This is a genomic window from Acinetobacter sp. YH12137 (assembly GCF_013418535.1).
GTDB lineage: Bacteria > Pseudomonadota > Gammaproteobacteria > Pseudomonadales > Moraxellaceae > Acinetobacter.
Genome location: NZ_VPBW01000005.1, coordinates 20,750 through 38,163, shown reverse-complemented (window position 1 = coordinate 38,163; position 17,414 = coordinate 20,750). Strand labels below are relative to the sequence as shown.

At 42.6% G+C, this 17,414-nt stretch carries 15 protein-coding genes; 6 read left to right on the top strand and 9 right to left on the bottom strand.

The window, feature by feature from the left end:
- The first annotated feature begins 120 nt into the window (after positions 1 to 120).
- Both lptC and FTU72_RS04210 read left to right on the top strand, forming a co-directional pair.
- Positions 121 to 2,592, top strand: coding sequence for an LPS export ABC transporter periplasmic protein LptC (lptC, locus tag FTU72_RS04215; protein WP_179992430.1), 2,472 nt, complete (start codon positions 121 to 123; stop codon positions 2,590 to 2,592).
- Entirely contained in the window at positions 2,592 to 3,899 is a 1,308-nt protein-coding gene (locus FTU72_RS04210) for a peptidylprolyl isomerase (protein ID WP_180052491.1), read from the top strand. The genes lptC and FTU72_RS04210 overlap by 1 nt, the downstream gene beginning before the upstream one ends.
- A gap of 101 nt (positions 3,900 to 4,000) precedes the next feature.
- Here the strand turns inward: FTU72_RS04210 and hfq are convergent, their stop codons facing one another.
- The 4 genes from hfq to tsaE form a co-directional block, all read right to left on the bottom strand.
- A complete protein-coding gene (gene hfq, locus FTU72_RS04205; protein WP_125279037.1) occupies positions 4,001 to 4,522 on the bottom strand; it encodes an RNA chaperone Hfq in 522 nt (173 codons plus the stop codon).
- Between the two features lie 91 nt (positions 4,523 to 4,613).
- Positions 4,614 to 5,558 (bottom strand): tRNA (adenosine(37)-N6)-dimethylallyltransferase MiaA, encoded by a 945-nt coding sequence (gene miaA / locus FTU72_RS04200; protein WP_179992429.1) that lies wholly within the window; start codon positions 5,556 to 5,558, stop codon positions 4,614 to 4,616.
- A gap of 6 nt (positions 5,559 to 5,564) precedes the next feature.
- Entirely contained in the window at positions 5,565 to 7,535 is a 1,971-nt protein-coding gene (gene mutL / locus FTU72_RS04195) for a DNA mismatch repair endonuclease MutL (RefSeq protein ID WP_179992428.1), read from the bottom strand.
- Positions 7,528 to 8,004, bottom strand: a complete 477-nt coding sequence (tsaE, locus tag FTU72_RS04190) for a tRNA (adenosine(37)-N6)-threonylcarbamoyltransferase complex ATPase subunit type 1 TsaE (RefSeq protein ID WP_179992427.1) — start codon at positions 8,002 to 8,004, stop codon at positions 7,528 to 7,530. Before tsaE ends, mutL begins: the two co-directional genes overlap by 8 nt.
- A 129-nt stretch (positions 8,005 to 8,133) precedes the next feature.
- Between tsaE and FTU72_RS04185 the strand changes: the two genes are divergently transcribed.
- From FTU72_RS04185 to FTU72_RS04175, 3 genes are all read left to right on the top strand, one after another.
- Complete coding sequence (locus tag FTU72_RS04185) at positions 8,134 to 9,042, top strand: RluA family pseudouridine synthase (protein ID WP_179992470.1); 909 nt, start codon at positions 8,134 to 8,136, stop codon at positions 9,040 to 9,042.
- A 113-nt stretch (positions 9,043 to 9,155) separates the two neighbouring features.
- Entirely contained in the window at positions 9,156 to 9,503 is a 348-nt protein-coding gene (locus FTU72_RS04180; protein ID WP_179992426.1) for a type II toxin-antitoxin system RelB/DinJ family antitoxin, read from the top strand.
- A 99-nt stretch (positions 9,504 to 9,602) separates the two neighbouring features.
- Positions 9,603 to 10,046, top strand: a complete 444-nt coding sequence (locus FTU72_RS04175; RefSeq protein ID WP_004784033.1) for a GNAT family N-acetyltransferase — start codon at positions 9,603 to 9,605, stop codon at positions 10,044 to 10,046.
- Positions 10,047 to 10,056: 10 nt separating this feature from the next.
- Here FTU72_RS04175 and FTU72_RS04170 read toward each other — a convergent pair whose 3' ends face one another.
- Entirely contained in the window at positions 10,057 to 10,764 is a 708-nt protein-coding gene (locus FTU72_RS04170; protein ID WP_179992425.1) for a pseudouridine synthase, read from the bottom strand.
- 136 nt (positions 10,765 to 10,900) lie between these two features.
- Between FTU72_RS04170 and FTU72_RS04165 the strand changes: the two genes are divergently transcribed.
- Positions 10,901 to 11,353, top strand: a complete 453-nt coding sequence (locus tag FTU72_RS04165; protein WP_179992424.1) for a DUF441 domain-containing protein — start codon at positions 10,901 to 10,903, stop codon at positions 11,351 to 11,353.
- A gap of 209 nt (positions 11,354 to 11,562) precedes the next feature.
- Here the strand turns inward: FTU72_RS04165 and FTU72_RS04160 are convergent, their stop codons facing one another.
- The 4 genes from FTU72_RS04160 to FTU72_RS04145 form a co-directional block, all read right to left on the bottom strand.
- Positions 11,563 to 13,278 carry an AAA family ATPase gene (locus FTU72_RS04160; RefSeq protein ID WP_179992423.1) on the bottom strand — a complete coding sequence of 572 codons (1,716 nt, stop codon included), beginning with the start codon at positions 13,276 to 13,278 and terminating at the stop codon, positions 11,563 to 11,565.
- An 87-nt stretch (positions 13,279 to 13,365) separates the two neighbouring features.
- Positions 13,366 to 15,372, bottom strand: a complete 2,007-nt coding sequence (locus FTU72_RS04155; RefSeq protein ID WP_180052492.1) for a hypothetical protein — start codon at positions 15,370 to 15,372, stop codon at positions 13,366 to 13,368.
- 154 nt (positions 15,373 to 15,526) lie between these two features.
- Positions 15,527 to 16,285, bottom strand: coding sequence for a 1-acyl-sn-glycerol-3-phosphate acyltransferase (locus FTU72_RS04150; RefSeq protein ID WP_179992421.1), 759 nt, complete (start codon positions 16,283 to 16,285; stop codon positions 15,527 to 15,529).
- Positions 16,286 to 16,299: 14 nt separating this feature from the next.
- Positions 16,300 to 17,409 carry a beta-ketoacyl-ACP synthase III gene (locus FTU72_RS04145; RefSeq protein WP_004784039.1) on the bottom strand — a complete coding sequence of 370 codons (1,110 nt, stop codon included), beginning with the start codon at positions 17,407 to 17,409 and terminating at the stop codon, positions 16,300 to 16,302.
- Positions 17,410 to 17,414 lie beyond the last annotated feature (5 nt).

The following is a 17,414-nucleotide window of genomic DNA, read 5'->3' as shown; positions in this document are numbered from 1 at the left end:
TGCAATAAATTCTAGTACAGGCTGAGTTTTTAAAGTGCTAAGTGTAGCTACTTATCAACTTTTTCTCTATGATGCGACAATAATTAATTGCGATAAAAGCATGATTGGTTAATGAGACAAATGAAGCATCACTTTAAAATAAACCCTCTAGCGACTGCGATCTTAACCCTTTTATGTAGTAGCTCGGTCTCAAGCTATGCTGCATCAAATGACTCATCCAATGTAAATGCAGAACAACTCAAACAGCGCATTAATGAGACCTATCCCGGTGAAGCATTCTTCTCACAATATTATGTGGATAAATCTTCACCAGAAGCACAGCAGCGTCAAGGTAAATATCTCAGTTCAGCCTATTGTGAAGGTGCCTGGGTCACTCCTATTGCACCTGATGCACCGACGATTGACCCTGAACAGGCAACTTCAACCATTACTGCAGACTATGGTCATTATAATCCGGCCGGTGATTCCTACTTAGAAGGCAATGTGGTCATTGATCAGGAAGGTCGCCAGATTCGTGCGGAACGCGTGACGATTGATCAGACTCAAACTTATGCTAAGGCAGAAGGTCAAGTCCAATTGGCTCAAGGTGGCTTGATTTCGCAAAGCGATGATATCAATTACAACCTGAAAACCCAGCAAGGTGACTTAAACAACAGTTTCTTCATTGCCGAAGAACAGCATGCGCATGGTCGTGCTGAAAAGATTGCCAAAACCTCTGACGATACGCTTGAACTGGAAAATGCCACCTATTCCACCTGTCCACCTGAACAGAAACCGACCTGGAAAATTCAGGCAGATCAAATCAAGCTGAATCAGGAAACCGGTCGCGGTGAAACCCGTAATACCAAGCTCTATGTGAAAGATGTTCCGGTACTCGCTGTTCCTTATTTTAACTTCCCAATCGATGATCGCCGTACCACTGGGATTCTGACGCCAACTTTCGGATTTACCAATGATGGCGGCCTGGAATTAGGTGTGCCGGTTTATCTCAATTTGGCACCACAATATGATGCGACCATTACGCCACGTTATATTAGTGACCGTGGTGCGATGCTGGATGGCGAGTTTCGTTATCTAACAGAAAACTATGGTGAAGGCCGGATTTGGGGTGGCTACCTGCCATCTGATGAAAGTTATAGCAATAAAGACCGTAAAGACCTGCACTTCCTGCATAACTGGCAAATCAACGATCAGTTCTTAACAAATCTTGAATATAATTACGCATCAGACAAGGACTTTTTTGCCGATCTGGATAATAACCCAGATTCAAAAACAGACCTGAACTTGCGCCGTGCTTGGGAAGTTAATTATAAAAATGGTATCCCCGGCTTAAAAGCTCAATTTAAAGTTGAAGATTTCCAGACGCTTGATCCTGCCGTTCTGGATGAAGACCGCCCTTATGCGCGTTTGCCGCAGCTTTTGGTGAATTATAAGACCGGTAACCCACTGGGTTTACAATACGAATTTAATAACGATACAGCTTATTTCCAGAAAGACATCAGAAATATCGAAAATATTGATACCGGTGATGAAGCCATCTATCAACCAAGTGGTACACGCATCTATAATGATTTCTCGGTACGCTATAATCACTTTACCCCTTGGTCATTCTTCATTCCTCAGGCAACATTACGCAATATCAATACTTTCTATGATCAAGATACTATTGATCGTATTAATAATAATCAAACCAGCTCATCAAGTGAAAATCATTCTATCGTAGTGCCACAATTTACGCTGGACACCGGTTTAATTTTTGAAAAAGATGGTCGCTATTTACAGACCTTGACGCCTCGCCTGTTTTACGCTTATTCACCGTATGAAAATCAGCGCAATCAGCCAAACTTCGACTCTGTCGTAGCCTCAATTAATTATGACCAATTATTTAGTGCACGCCGCTTCTATGGTAATGACCGCTTAGAAGACAATAACTTCGCTTCTTTAGGTCTTAGTTACAGTTTATTTAATGAAGAAGGTTTAGAGCGATTACGCGCCAGTGTGGGACAAAGTTTCTTCTTTGAAGATCGCCGTGTCACATTAGATCGTGAAGCAGATGAATTTGACCGTGAAAGCCATACTGGACCAGTTATTCAGCTTAAAAGTCAGTTAAACAAAAACGTGCATGTCAACCTGAATTCTAGCTGGATGTCGAATGGCTCCAATGCCCAGCGTGATGTACAGGTTTATTATACGGGCGATCAGGGCAATCTGTATAACGTAGGCTATTTCTATCGTAAAGATATTCCAAACCGCCAGGAAAGTTATGATCAGGTGGTTGGCTCATTTATCCAGCCCATTGCCAATAACTGGCGTCTGGTCGGCCATGCGCAATTTGACCTGGATAATAGTGTCGCACGTGAATATTTACTTGGCGTAAACTATGAGTCATGCTGTTGGGGAGTATCTGTCTATGGCCGCTCATACTACAATGACCTAGACGATATCAATGACCCAGATGTGAAAGCGAAACGTGCAGTAATGGCTGAAGTAACGCTTAAAGGTCTTGGCGGGTTGAGCAACAAGCTAACCTCATTACTAGAAAATCGTATTCTAGGTTTTAACAATATCAATCAAACTTGGACAGAACGTTAATGAAGACAAAACAGTTAAAACAAATTTTTAAAGCGACCGCACTTGCGCTATGTCTTTCTTCAGCGATGACGACTTTTGCTGTTGCCCAACCTAAAGATGAAGTTGTAGCTGTTGTCGACAATAGCGCTATTCTGCGTAGTGATCTGGCACAAAGCGTTGCTGAAATTTCTCACCAATTGCAAAAGCAAAACAAGCCTGTTCCCCCGCAACCTTATCTTGAACAACAAGCACTTGAACAGTTAATTGTACGTCAGGCTCAACTGGAACAGGTCAAACGCTACAATATCCGCCCAGATGAAAAATCTTTAAATGAAGCAGTGCTTAAAGTAGCACGTGATTCAGGCTCCCCTAGCTTAGAAGCTTTTCAGCAAAAACTGGATGCTATCGCGCCGAATACGTATGCCTCTTTACGTAACCGTATTGCTGAGGATTTAGCACTTAGCCGTTTACGCCAGCAAGCCGTAAATTCACGTATTCAAATCAGTGATCAGGATGTGAAAAACTTCCTGAATACACCGCAAGGTCAAGCTTTGTTAGGCAGCCAGGTACATGTTCTGCATTTACGTATAACTGGAGAAAATGCACAGCAGGTTGCAGCACAAGTAAGAAATGATTTAAGCAGCAGTAATGATATTCAGGCGATCAGCAAAAAATATTCAACTGGCGATATTAAAGTAGATGCGTCTGATATGGGCGTGCGAAATTTATCAGAAATCCCAGGCGAACTCGCTGCACGTGTTTCTACTTTGCAAGCGGGTCAAACATCTGAACTGATTCCTGCGGCAGATGGCGTGCATGTCCTGAAACTTTTAGAGCGTAAAGGTGGTGAGCAGAAAGCATTGGTTCCTCAGTACCAGACCCGTCATATTCTGATTCAAACATCAGAAGTGGTTAGCCCAGAAAATACTAAACAGATGATTGATAGCTTATATACGCGTCTTAAGCAAGGTGAAGATTTTGCAGTATTGGCGTCTACTTTCTCTAATGACACAGGTTCAGCGCGTGATGGCGGAAGTTTAGGCTGGGTCAGCCCAGGTGTCATGGTACCTGAATTTGAACAGCGTATGAAAAGTACGCCAGTGGGTCAGATTAGTGAACCGTTCCAGTCACAATTTGGCTGGCATATCCTGCAAGTGACCGATACACGTCAGCAAGATATGACTCAGGAATATCAGGAACGTATGGCACGCCAGATCCTGGGTGAACGCCAGTTTGATGCTGAGCTAGATAGCTGGTTACGTGAAACCCGTAGCAATGCCTATGTAGAAATCAAAGATCCTCAGCTAGATCCTAAACGCGCTCGTTAATTTAAGAAAAGAAAGCCAGCATAATGCTGGTTTTTTAATGGCTCAATTCTTTAAGCAATAAAAAAGCCTCTTATTAAGAGGCTTTTTTATTTCAGATCCGATTAACGATTGTTTTCGTCGTCAGAAGAATCTTCAAATTTTGAATCGTTATCAAAACCAGCGCCTTGACCACCGAAACCAGCGCCTTGACCACCAAAGCCAGCACCTTGACCACCGAAGCCACCTTGACCGCCGAAGCCACCTTGACTACCGAAGCCACCTTGACCGCCGAAGCCTTGACCACCGAAGCCAGCGCCTTGACCGCCGAAGCCACCTTGACCACCGAAGCCACCAGCAGCGCCTTGACCACCGAAGCCACCCGCGCCACCTTGACCACCGAAGCCCGCACCTTGTGAACCAGCAGGAGCACCAGCTGGACGAGGGTTACGTGCAGGTACTACTGTAGAAATCGCGTGTTTGTAAACCATTTGGCTTACTGTATTTTTTAATAATACAACGTATTGGTCAAAAGACTCGATGTGACCTTGTAATTTGATACCGTTTACCAGGAAGATAGAAACTGGAATACGTTCCTTACGGAGAGAATTCAAGAATGGATCTTGTAAAGTTTGACCTTTAGACATGTTATAACTCCAAAAATTTAAAAATCAGCGCAAAAAACTATCTCTATTTTTCAATTAAAAATTATAAAAAAGATAGTACTCAAATTTTGCTTTATCCGTGACAGTTTCGCAAGTCTTCTTGGGCCTGCTCGAGCGTAAAATATGTTGTAAATTTATGCTTTTCTTGCAAAGATCTCAACCAGGTATATTGACGTTTGGCAAGTTGTCGTGTCGCAAATAAAGCCTTATCCTCCATTTCCCGTTGTTTTTCATGACTTAGGTCACCTTTTTTTAAGAATTCTATGGCTTGGCGGTAACCTACTGAACGCATTGAGGGTAAATTTTCGTCAAAATCGTATTTTCCCATTAATCCTTTAACTTCATTTAAAAATCCGTTTTTCCACATAATTTCAAGACGTTTTTCAATACGTTTGTGCAATTCTAACCGATCGGGCATTAAGGCATAATTATGGAAATTGTAACGATATGGTAAATTTTTTGGTTGTTCTGCTTGTAGTTTTGTAATCGGCTCACCTGTTAGCTTAAAAACCTCTAATGCACGGATAATTCTCTGTTTATCACTGACTTTAAATTTCTGGCCTGCTAAGGGATCTACCTGACATAATTCAGCATACACCGCTTCCCACCCTTCACGAGCGGCTTTCTCTTCGATCTGGGCACGTACTGCGTAATCTGCACTTGGCAAATTGTCAGATAAGCCTTCAAGTAAGGCCTTAAAATACAGCATGGTGCCACCCACCAAAATTGGTGTTTTACCACGCGCATGAATATCATCAATCAGACGGCAAGCATCTTCGACAAAGTTTGCTGCAGAATAGACTTCGAGCGGGCTAATAATATCAATCAGATGATGCGGATAGCGCTCTAATTCCTCTTTAGAAGGTTTCGCTGTACCAATGTCCATTTCCCGATAAACTAGCGCAGAATCGACAGAAATCAGCTCAAAATGACCTTGCTCGTATAGTTCACATGCCAAAGCAGTTTTACCGCTTGCAGTTGGTCCCATTAAATTGATGACCGGCAGTTGATTGGACATGTAAGGCTACTCTCCTCGAGCGAAAAGTTTATCAAGTTGAGACAATGGAAATGCTCGCCAGGTTGGACGACCATGATTACATTGGCTCGCAAATTCAGTTTGTTCCATCTGGCGCAGCAAAGCGTTCATTTCTGACAGACTCAACATGCGATGCGCACGTACCGCACCATGACAGGCCATGCCCGCAAGAATCTGATCCCGTTTCTGCATTAACCCTTGCCCCTGATCATTCGGATCCAGATCATTCAGTAATTCAGGGATCAAGGCATCAAAATCAGCTTTATGCAAAATGGCCGGTACACCCCGTACAATGACCTGTTCATCACCATACTGGTCAATTTCCAGACCTAAACGAGCAAGTTGATCTTTAAGCTCGTCAACACGCATGGCTTGCATACGACTAATGCTCACCACTTTAGGAATCAGCAATTGCTGGGATATCCAGAATTCCGGTTTATCCCAAGCCATTTTCATCTGTTGCAGCAGAATACGCTCATGCGCCGCATGCATATCTACGATGATTAAGCCTTCGGTATTTTGCGCTAGTATATAAATACCATGCAGCTGGGCGATCGCAATCCCCAAAGGATGCTCATCCACTTTACTGTGTAAATGTGACTGCAATGCATCCGATGCTGAAGTATTGGTTTCCGGTTCAGTTTCTCTTAAAGGCGCGAGATAACTTTTCAAGGCATTATTCAGCTGCTGTGAACCCGAATATGACTTATTATAATCCTGCGCATAATGCACAGTTTGTGGACCTGATGACTCGAAATCCGTTAACACATCAGAAGCTTCTTCTTCATGCTGACGATACGGAGATGTGACTGGAATAACCGGTTGAGTGGCTACGGACTGATGCAGGCTAAACTGCTCTTGATAGCGCGGCTGAGGTGTTATCGCAACAGCTTCAGACTCAGGTTTCATCGCCTCAGCCAGATCAGCGCTCGCAGTCTGGAATTGTGCTAGGGTTTCCTTGGCATAATGTCGTACAAATTCATGTACTTCACGCTGGTTCAGAAAACGAATTTCATGTTTGGTTGGATGCACATTGACATCGATGCTTTCTGGATCGATTTCCAGAAACAGTAAATAAGCGGCATGCTGATGGCCATGCAGGATACCATCATAAGCCATACGCAAAGCGTGCGAAATAGTCTTATCTTTAACGATCCGGCCATTCACATAGACATACTGCAAATCGGCTTGAGCCCGTGCATCCGAAGGATGTCCGAGCCAGCCTGATAAACGCATATTGATACTGTCTGCATCAATCCAGTAAGCATTTTCAGTAAACTGACGGCCAAGTAATTGTTGCACACGTTGAAAACGCAAAGCTCCACTATCTGCAACCGGCAAATTCAGCTTGATCGTTTGGTTATGTTCCAATACAAAGCGAATATCAAAATGCGTTAAAGCCATACGGCGAACAATTTCTTCGATATGTCCAAATTCAGTGCCGGGCTTTTTCAGGAATTTGCGCCGCGCCGGGACATTGAAGAATAAATCCTGCACCCGGATCTGAGTTCCTTTGGATGCTGCGACCGGTTGAATATCCTGATGATCAAAAGCCGTACCGTTCACTTCGACCTGATAGCCAATGCCATCTTCATTCTGGCTACTGGTTAAAGTCAGGCGTGACACTGCAGCAATCGAGGCCAACGCCTCACCACGAAAGCCCAAACTGGTAATCGCATGCAGCTCTTCAGCCGTTTGAATCTTACTGGTCGCGTGACGCATCACGGCTAGTGGCAAATCCTCATAATGAATGCCTCGGCCATTATCAATGATTTCAATCAGCGTACTGCCGCCCTGTTCCACCCGGATGATCAGCTCGGTCGCACCTGCATCAATCGAGTTTTCCAGCAACTCCTTGACCACAGATGCAGGACGTTCAATCACCTCACCTGCGGCAATCTGGTTCGCCAGCGCAGGATCAAGTGCACGGATACGGCGTATGCTTAAATCATCAACCATTTGGGAATTCACGCTCCAAAGCTTGCTGTAATGCCAGATTAGAAGAAATCAGACTTGCAGTACGGGTCAGCTCATCTTCTGATTTTAAAATTTCAATAATTAAATCGGCTTGCGGGATTTCATCACCCCCCTTAGAAGGCCATTCAAATAGAAATAGCGCATTGGGAGTTTCTAAATAATCCCGGATTCCCATCAATTCAAGTTCATAAGGGTCATTGAGACGATATAAATCAAAATGAAAGATATCCTGACCATTCACCTGATACGGTTCCACCAGCGTATAAGTCGGACTTTTTACTGAGCCTTTATGACCGAGTTGTTGTAAGTAATAACGCGTCAGCGTGGTTTTCCCCGCACCCAAGTCACCAATCAGATATATAACGCCCGAAGAAAAATTATTTGCCAGAACTTTGGCCAGATTTTGGGTGTCATCTTCATGTTTTAAAGTGAAATTAAATGAATAGGGCATATTACTCACGACATGATGAAAAAGAATAATTATGATAGCATCGCAACGCTTTAAAAGCCTATTCACCTCTGTGAGAAACTGTATTTTTTCACAGCATCCGTTCCAAACAAGAGATAGATCCACGTTGTGATGACTTCGACTGTTGAATTTAGCCCACCCATGCTGAATGGGGTTACGGCAAGTAAAGTATTCCTGCAAGCGACAGCTGATTCACCCAAGACAGTCTATGCCTATCTGTGCGCGCAATTTCCCCATATTGAGTCGAGCGAATGGCAATCCCGTTTCGATAATGGTCTGGTTTATGATGCTCAGGGCAAAGCCTTAACCATCGAAAGTTCTTTTCAAGCGAATACTCATTGTTTTTATTATCGTTTTTTGGCACACGAAGTGCATGTTCCTTTTCAGCATCATATTCTGTTTGAAAATGAGCATCTGCTGGTGGTGGATAAACCGCATTTTCTAACCATGAGTCCTACTGGACAATATGTACAGGAAACCTTGCTGGTACGCCTAAAACAGCAAACTGGAAATGAACATCTTACTCCGATTCATCGATTGGATCGTGAAACGGCAGGTGTGGTGCTGATTTCAAAATGTGTGCAATCGCGTGGCGTTTATCAGCAAATGTTTGCGACTCGGCAGGTACAGAAAACCTATCATGCGATTGCGGCTTATCGTGATGATTTAAGTTTTCCGCTCATCACAAAGTTGAAAATGGAGAAAGGCCAGCCCTTTTATACCATGCAGGTGGTAGAAGGAGAACCTAATAGCGAAACCGAAATTCAATTGCTGCAACATGATCAGCAATGGGGCAAATATGAGCTAAAACCACATACAGGAAAGCAGCATCAGTTAAGGGTACACTTAAGTCATTTGGGGATTCCGATCCAGAATGATCCTTTTTATCCGCAGGTTTCCCATAAGGCGGATGATGATTTTTCTGCACCGTTACAGCTACTGGCCAAACACATTCAGTTTACGGATCCAGTTACCCAAAAGCAGATGCAATTTAGCTCTAAACTTGAATTGACACTGTAAATCTCTTGTCATTACAGATTATTTTCTAAAAACGGCAACTTGAGGATTGAAATCCCGAAGTTATCGATTAGAATAAGGCGAAAAGTTAAGTAATTTAAAGCTTTGAAAATATTATGAGAAAAACTGAAGTTTATCAAATTCGCCTGGATTCCCAAGAAAAGAAACAGGCATTTGCAGTATTTAAACAATTGGGGATTACGCCGGCTCAGGCAGTTCGTCTTTTTTTTAAACAGGTGGTTCTAACCAAATCAATCCCCTTCTCGATTGAAAATCAGAATATCAACCTGGAACAGTTGATCAAGTTACGCAAGCAGAAACAGAGTGAACTAAAGTCAGAACAAACTTCAAGTCCAAGTACTACAGCGATTCCAGCAGATCATCAGGAAATGAATCTGGATGATGATCATTTTGATTTATTTGAAGAACTGAATGCTATTTTAGGTGAAAGCGACAAAATTTAACATTGTTGCATTTACGAACAATTCTTAAGTTTCTCTCCTTTCAAACTTCGCTATGCTTGATGTTAATGATAAATAATAAAATTAACATGGAGTAAGCCGATGATCGTGCGACGTGCCCAGTCAGAAGATCTACCTAACCTGGCCGTTTTATTTGATGAGTACCGTCAATTTTATGGTACTTCTTCCAATCTGGATTTATCTTACGAATTTTTGAAACAGCGTTTTGAAGATGGTCAAACTGTCATTTTTATCAACACCAAGGATGATATTTTTACCGGATTTATTCTGCTGTATTTAAGATTTTCCTCAGTCGCATGTTCTACCTATTATGTGCTGGACGATGTCTATATTAGCCCGCCTTATCGCCGGCATGGTGCAGCCAAGCAACTGATTGATACTGCTATTTTATTTGCCCGACATGAAAATGCGCTTCGAATCAGCCTGGAAACGCAAAAAACCAATTATCAGTCACATAAACTTTATGAGTCACTTGGATTTATTCAGGACAATGAATTCGTGACTTTCCATTGTTTCCTGAAATAGATCCCAGACTTTATTCGGTACGGAATTTTGCCTGTGCCAGTTGTTCTGCGTCCAGATAGGTCCATTCCCCTATTGCCAGTTCATTCAAGGCCAACGCACCAATCTGGGCACGATGCAGCTGTTCCACTTTATTGCCAACAGCTGCCAGCATACGTTTCACCTGATGATAAACCCCTTGATGAATCGTCATTTGCAGACGATTGTCATCCAGACGAACAATATCTGTAGCAGCAAAGGTGCCTTTTTCATTTCTCAATTCCACACCCTGTTCAAGCTGTTGAATCTGTTCATCTGTCACGGGATCGGCAGTAGTCATCTGATAAACTTTCGCCACATGTTTTTTGGGATGCGTCAATGCTTGTAGAAACTGACCATCATCGGTCAGCAATAACAGTCCAGTTGTATCTTGATCGAGACGACCTACACATTGAATTCCACGGTTTAACAAGGTGTCATCAAACAGATCAAATACACTGAAATGATGGGTAGCCTGATGTGAACACTCATAATCTTGAGGCTTATTGAGCGCAATATATACTTTTTCCCGATAGCGATATTCATGACCATAGACGCTAAAGGTCAGATCTTGCAGATTCAGCTTATGCTTGGGGTTATCGATGAGTTCGCCCTGAATCGAAACAGCACCATTTTTAATCAGTTGCTGACAATGTTTTCGTGAGCCGAAACCTTGTGATTGCAACATTTTTTCCAATAGCATCTGTCTGAACCTGTTTATACGAACGATAGGCGCATTCTATACTGAAAACTAGCCAGATTCATTTCTTGTAGAGCATTCTCCCTTTAAATGGCTAAAAAGCCTATAATCCTGTGACTTTTCATTTTTTTATCTCCTCATGTCCCAACTTGATTTGAATCTGCTTGTTCTTCTAGTTCTACTGGCTTGCGGTATTTTTAGTCATAATACTGCTGTGACTATTGCTGCGGCCGTGTTGATCGTATTAAAAATCACGCCTCTCAATGAACTCTTACCTTATGTACAGCAACATGGCCTAAATATCGGGATCATTATTTTAACCATTGGCGTATTGGCTCCGATTGCTAGCGGGAAAATTCCCGGTGAAAGTATTCTTAAATCTTTCCTAAGCTGGAAATCTTTACTAGCAATTGCAATCGGTCTATTTGTTGCCTGGCTTGGTGGACGTGGGGTGAAACTGATGTCGAGTCAGCCTGATGTCGTTGCAGGTCTATTAATTGGTACAGTCGCAGGTGTCGCGGTACTTCGTGGTGTCCCTGTCGGGCCATTAATTGCAGCCGGGATTTTATCGTTATTGATTGGAACGCAATAAGCCTTTAACCATGATTGTGCAATATTCTTAAAAATTAATATTCTAAAATTATGAACTGCAAAGTATTAAATCACATGATCAGCGACATGGATGTCGCTCGTTGGATTGAGGTACAGGATGTACCTTCAATCCAACAAAAGATTTTTGTTACTTTTGATCTTTCAAAAGTAAAAGCTCACGTTAAATACTAAAATTTAAAAACCCAAATTTTATTCCACAAACAGCAAAGCCAAACGCACCTGATCATAACCCATACGCGGACTGGTCAGTTCCACGATCGGACGTAATTTAATACTGCCATCATCATTAAAATGATCTGAGTTTTGACGTTTGGTTAGACGTTTATAAATCTTGCGGACTTGCTCAACGACTTCTTCACCCGGATGAGCCACTGAGATATCCAGCCCTTGCTCCTTATGCAAACGCCCCAGATGGTTAATGATAGTGGCAGGTGTCAAGCCACGTTCAGTTGCAATATCGGAAATCTCATAACCTTCTTCAAACAATTCACGGGTTTCATCCAAGGTTGCAGTCGCGTAGTTTTGCTTACCACCATTTTTGGCAATTTTCTTCTCATTGCGCTGGATCTCGACTTCGTTCAAAGTGCCACCACAATGACGGATAAAGGCCTTATGCTGTACAGTCAAATCTACATTTTCAAAATTCGCTTCTGCTTCATCTGACAGTTCCTGAAAACGGCGATCAGCCTTAATGGCAAGACCATCCAGTTCCAGAGCCTGTTCATTAAAGCCTTTCAAGCGTAGACCATTTAAACTTTTTAAACGCGAAAGTGCTACATAACCTTGACCTTTTTCAAAAGTATGGCTTAGATCAATTTCAGCAGCTTCTAGTGTCATGCCTTGAGACTTATGAATGGTAATCGCCCAAGCCAGACGTAGTGGAATCTGCTGGAAACTGGCAATGGTTTTGCCTGCTTCATTATCCACTGACCAGGTTTCAGGTTCTACAATCAGGGTAGTTCCGTCTGTCAGTTTGACCTTTGGCAAAACGCCATGCTCATCATCATCTTCAAAGCCGATCACTTCACCCAGACTGCCGTTGATATAGCCCATATCAAAGTTATTTTTCACGAACATGACCTTGGCATGTTTTTTCAGGGTTAAGGCTTCGGGTGCACGGACTGAAGACTTTAAGGTTTCTATCAGTTTTTCATTGCCATCACATTGCGCATCAAACTGGCGTGGATCCTGATCAATTTCATTCAGATGCTTAAAGTTAATGCTGTCTACATCCATATTGTGGGTATAGAGACGTGTATAGTTATCGCCAATATTCTGCTGACGTGTGGCCTGTAGTGCTGAACGATGTTCAGGTGAAATGGCCTGCGCACGAATGGCATTCAGAATATCATTCAGGTAGTCATTACCCTGACGATGCTGCTCGGTCAGATAACAAACCCGAAACTTGGCTTCAACCCAGGCATCCGACATAAAGCAGAATTTATCGCGGTTACGTTCATCATTTTTTCCAACGGGCGGCAACTGGAAAAAGTCCCCTGCGACAATGACCTGAATCCCACCGAAAGCTTCATCACTTTCCTTGAAATATTTCAGTACCTGATTGACCAGATTGAGCTGCTTGGCATGCAGCATAGAAATTTCATCAATGATCAGGACTTGAGCATTTTCCAAGTGTTCTTTCAGGTATTTGCGCTCTTTCATCCGCTTCAGGTCTTCTTCAGACAAAAAGTCTTTGATCCCAATTCCTGCCCAGGTATGTATGGTCATGCCATTCATATGCGTTGCTGCAATACCAGTCGATGCAGTAATCGCGACCGACACCTTACGGGCTTTCAGATAATTGATATATTGATTGAGCGTATAAGTTTTCCCTGCACCCGCAGAACCGGTTAAAAAGACATTTTCCCCTGCTTTTAAGAGCTTAAGTGCAGTTTCCTGTTTCATAAAAGAGATACCGTAAAAGAACGGCTATAGCCTAACGATTTTTGCCGGAAAAGTTAAGCTTCACGGATAGAAAAGCACTGAATCCGGTCAAGCCTGCAGGTTTAACCAGTTAATAAAATGCTGGGCAATATTGATATATTCAACTTCCGCTTTTTGATTATTTGGATACTCAAGCTGGTCAAAGATGACTTGGTCATTCTGCAACTGACAGCCTAAAATCAGAGGTAATTTGATTGCAGGATGTGACATGCGAAAAGCCACATATTCACCTTCGACTATACGCTGTGCATAACTTGCAGCCAGACAGTTCCGGAATATTCTGGCCTCTTCAATAATCCGCTCTAGTGTTTTCAACTCCTCAAAACGCCAATTAAAATACAGTAGAAAATGTGCCTGTGTCAGCGGCCTCCAGCTGGCTAAAGCAAAGTCTTTTTTGAGCTTGGCAATAATTTCCTGCTTCTGAATCTGCTCATGCCAGGCAACTGCCTGCATAAATAAACTGGTCCAGCTTAAATTCTTAGGCACTTCTGTTTGAGTAGAAAAATACTCCGGCAGATAATCGCGGATATAACCGTCAAAACAGGATTCCCGCACATGCCGGGCGTGTAAATAAAAACGCTTCCTGAACTCTACAAATGGAATCTGGTTACGTTGTAGCACGTTATAAAAATTACGGTCTTGCTGAGTTTGAGGCCGAATATAAGCCAACACATCCTCAGGCAAATCACAGGTAATCTTATACAGATGCTGCATATAAGCTTGCATCACTCGGCTTAAGTTGGCAGAGACCCTTTTAGTTATCTGATCATCCATTGCCACTACATCCCGCAATAATCCGATCCATTCATCCAGATATAAAATCGATGGACTAATCGCAATACGATGATCCTCAATAGCCTGACGCGTCCCTTTGAGAACAACTGTTCGATTCAGCTCATGCTCAAACCAGCAATGCTGAAGAGCATATTGATGAACATCATCAATAAACAGACGTGCTGCGATATATTGAAAATATTGCAAGGTAGCTAAAACAATCTGCGGATGAACATGATGCGTATCGATAAAGCTTAAAGCTGTTGCCGCCACCCGCACACTGCTATGTTGAATATTGCTGCTCAGCCAATCCAAAATTTCCGCAGGCTGTTTAAATAACCAGTTCACTACCCGATGACAGTCAAATAAAGGAAGTTTGGCGACTTTTTTCTGCCATAAATAAGGATTATTTTCCAGAAAATTGCGTTTGGATAGCAGATCACTCCGATGCCAGCTATCACGATTCATCAGCCGTACAAAGCCCAGTAGATGACTTTGCTCTTCGGCATGCCGATACAGCAAACGGATATCGTCAATATGGTCATTCAGCTCATGCAAATTGAACCGGTTTTCAAAGGATAAGGAGATAATCCGGAAAGTCGCTGGGTGCAGAAACTCGGGCGCACTGAAACAGAATGCATCCAGACTGTCCATCACTGACTGAATCGATAGAAACTCATCTGACTGCAAATGTTGCAAGGAAAAGATTTGCTGTAGCTGTTTTAAGACATGCGCAGGAATCTCATGCCCACTTTGAAGACAATTACTGATACAAGGCTGAGTATAAACTTCAGCCTTAATCATAAAGGAGTCGATGATTTCAGCCTGCACAGGCGACATCTGCTTTAAGCAATTAGCAACTCGTTCAGGCGCATTAACCCATATATAGACTTGATCAATAATAAGTTGACGGAGCTGTTTGGCTTTATCACGTAAAAACAGGGAATGCTGGGGCTTTAAATCGCCAGTCAGAAAGTAAATATCCTGAAAAAAAAACTCTTCCAAAGCCTCTGCTTTAGCCAACCTGGAATCAATCTGCATTTCTGCTAAGGCATGGGGACTTTCCAGATTTAAATCTTGAGGTGTATATAGCTGTATATTTAATAAGCCATTAAGCAGATCAATTCGATGCTCATCCTGATGAATCCTGAACAAATTCTGGGCATTCACATGACCAATAAGCGCCATTTGATCCAGATACAGCTGATTTAACTCAGGAAAAATACTGAGGCATTGTTCAGCGAGCTGTCTGAATGGCAGTAACAAACCCTCCTGTTCCATATTTCCCCCTTCGTTTTAACCCTATTGAGTTACAGACCTACTGAATTTCAATCCTTTAAAATCGCTTTTTCCTTTCTATTACAGAAATTGAAGCATGGTGATTTTTTAGACGATTCGATCTCAATGTAAAGCAAAGCAGGAATGATGAAAAGACCTAGACTTCATCTTGCCGACGTCTGTCAGCCAACAGTTCTAGCCCCTGATAGATCTTGTGTTGTAAATACTCACGAAAATCAATCAGATCATTCTCGTGCTGCACATGATGAATTGGCTGCCGCGGCATAAACTGAAAATAAAAAGGCAAGCGTTTGGGAAACAGATTTTTAGGTAAGGAAGGAATCACGTCACCATGACGTAATAATTTATTGAGTTGGGGAATTTTTAATAATTTTTGAAAATACTTATGTTGAATGATCTTATTGGCATCAAATCCAATCTCATAGATTTCATCACCGCCGAGTGCAGCAAAAGGGACTATATCGTATTGAAACTCTTGAGCCAGCTTAAGGAAGCCATAACGCTCTTTCCAAATCAGCTGATACTGCTCACCTTCCCGTTTCAGCACTTCACGGCCACCCCCCGGAAAGACCAGAATCGAGTAGCCTTGCTGCATGGCCGAGCGGACATAGTCCTGTATGCCATCAATAGCACCAAATTTCTTCACTGCTTCACGCCATAGCGGCACATAAAAATGGCTATGATCAGCAATACTGACCACAGCCACTTGATGTTGGTTGTACAGGTAATCAATCAACATTGGCGCATCAAAGATGCCATACATAGAATGATTACCGACATACATTGCAGGTCGACTGGCATCAATATTTTCAGCCCCTAAAAAAGTAGGCGTGAAATACAGTTTGGATAAGGCACTTAAGCGCCTGATCCATGCTGCGTCATGCTTGACCTGCAAAATATACTCCCGGCTTACGCCACGCGTTTTTGTACCAGGATTGAACCCACTGAATAGCCTGCACCAAATGAACACAGTACGCCATATTCGCCGTCTTCAACTTCATTTGCAGTACGATGTAAGGCAATGATGACACCTGCTGAAGAAGTATTGGCAAACTCATTCAGAATGATGGGTACCAGACCTGGTTTGGCATTTTCTTTACCCACTACCAGTTTTAGAATCAGTTCATTCATGCTGGCATTGGCTTGGTGCAACCAGAAGCGTTTTACATCTGTAGGTGCAATATGATTTTTCTCAAGTTGAGCAGTAATCATTTTTGCAACCAGTGGACACACTTCTTTAAATACTTTACGACCATCCTGACGGAAACGTTTGTCGTCGATATCCGCATTTTCAGACGTATTCAGGAAGCCGAAGTTATTACGGATATTGTTTGAGAACTGGGTAAATAATGATGTATCCAGAATCTCGAAACCGGTTTTAGTTTCAGTATCTTCAATGATCGATGCAGTTGCGACATCACCAAAAATAAAGTGACAGTCACGTGAACGGAAATCGGTATGTGCAGAGGTAATTTCGACATTTACCAGCAATACACGACGTGCACCTGCTTTGATGGCATCGGCAGCCTGTTTTAAACCAAAAGTTGCTGCTGAACATGCGACGTTCATGTCATACGCATAACCTTGAATACCCAGAGCAGTCTGGATTTCAATCGCAACCGCAGGATAAGCACGTTGCAGATTTGAACATGACAGGATCACAACATCGATATCTTCAGCAGTGACACCAGCATTTTCCATCGCCTGTTTTGCTGCGATCACGCCCCATTCTGCCTGAAGGGAAATTTCATCATCTGAACGTTCACGTAGATTTGGACGTAAACGTTTTGGATCGAGGATGCCAGTTTTTTCTGACACATAACGGCGTTGTACGCCTGACGCTTTTTCAATAAATTCTGCGCTAGAACCACGACGCGCATCTAATTCGCCTGCAGCGATTTTATCTGCATTTTCGTGATTATACAGTTCCACATAAGCATTTAAACTTTCAACTAACTCTTCATTGGTAATGACATCTTCCGGATGGAACAAGCCAGTACCCGTAATACGGATGCCCATGTAAA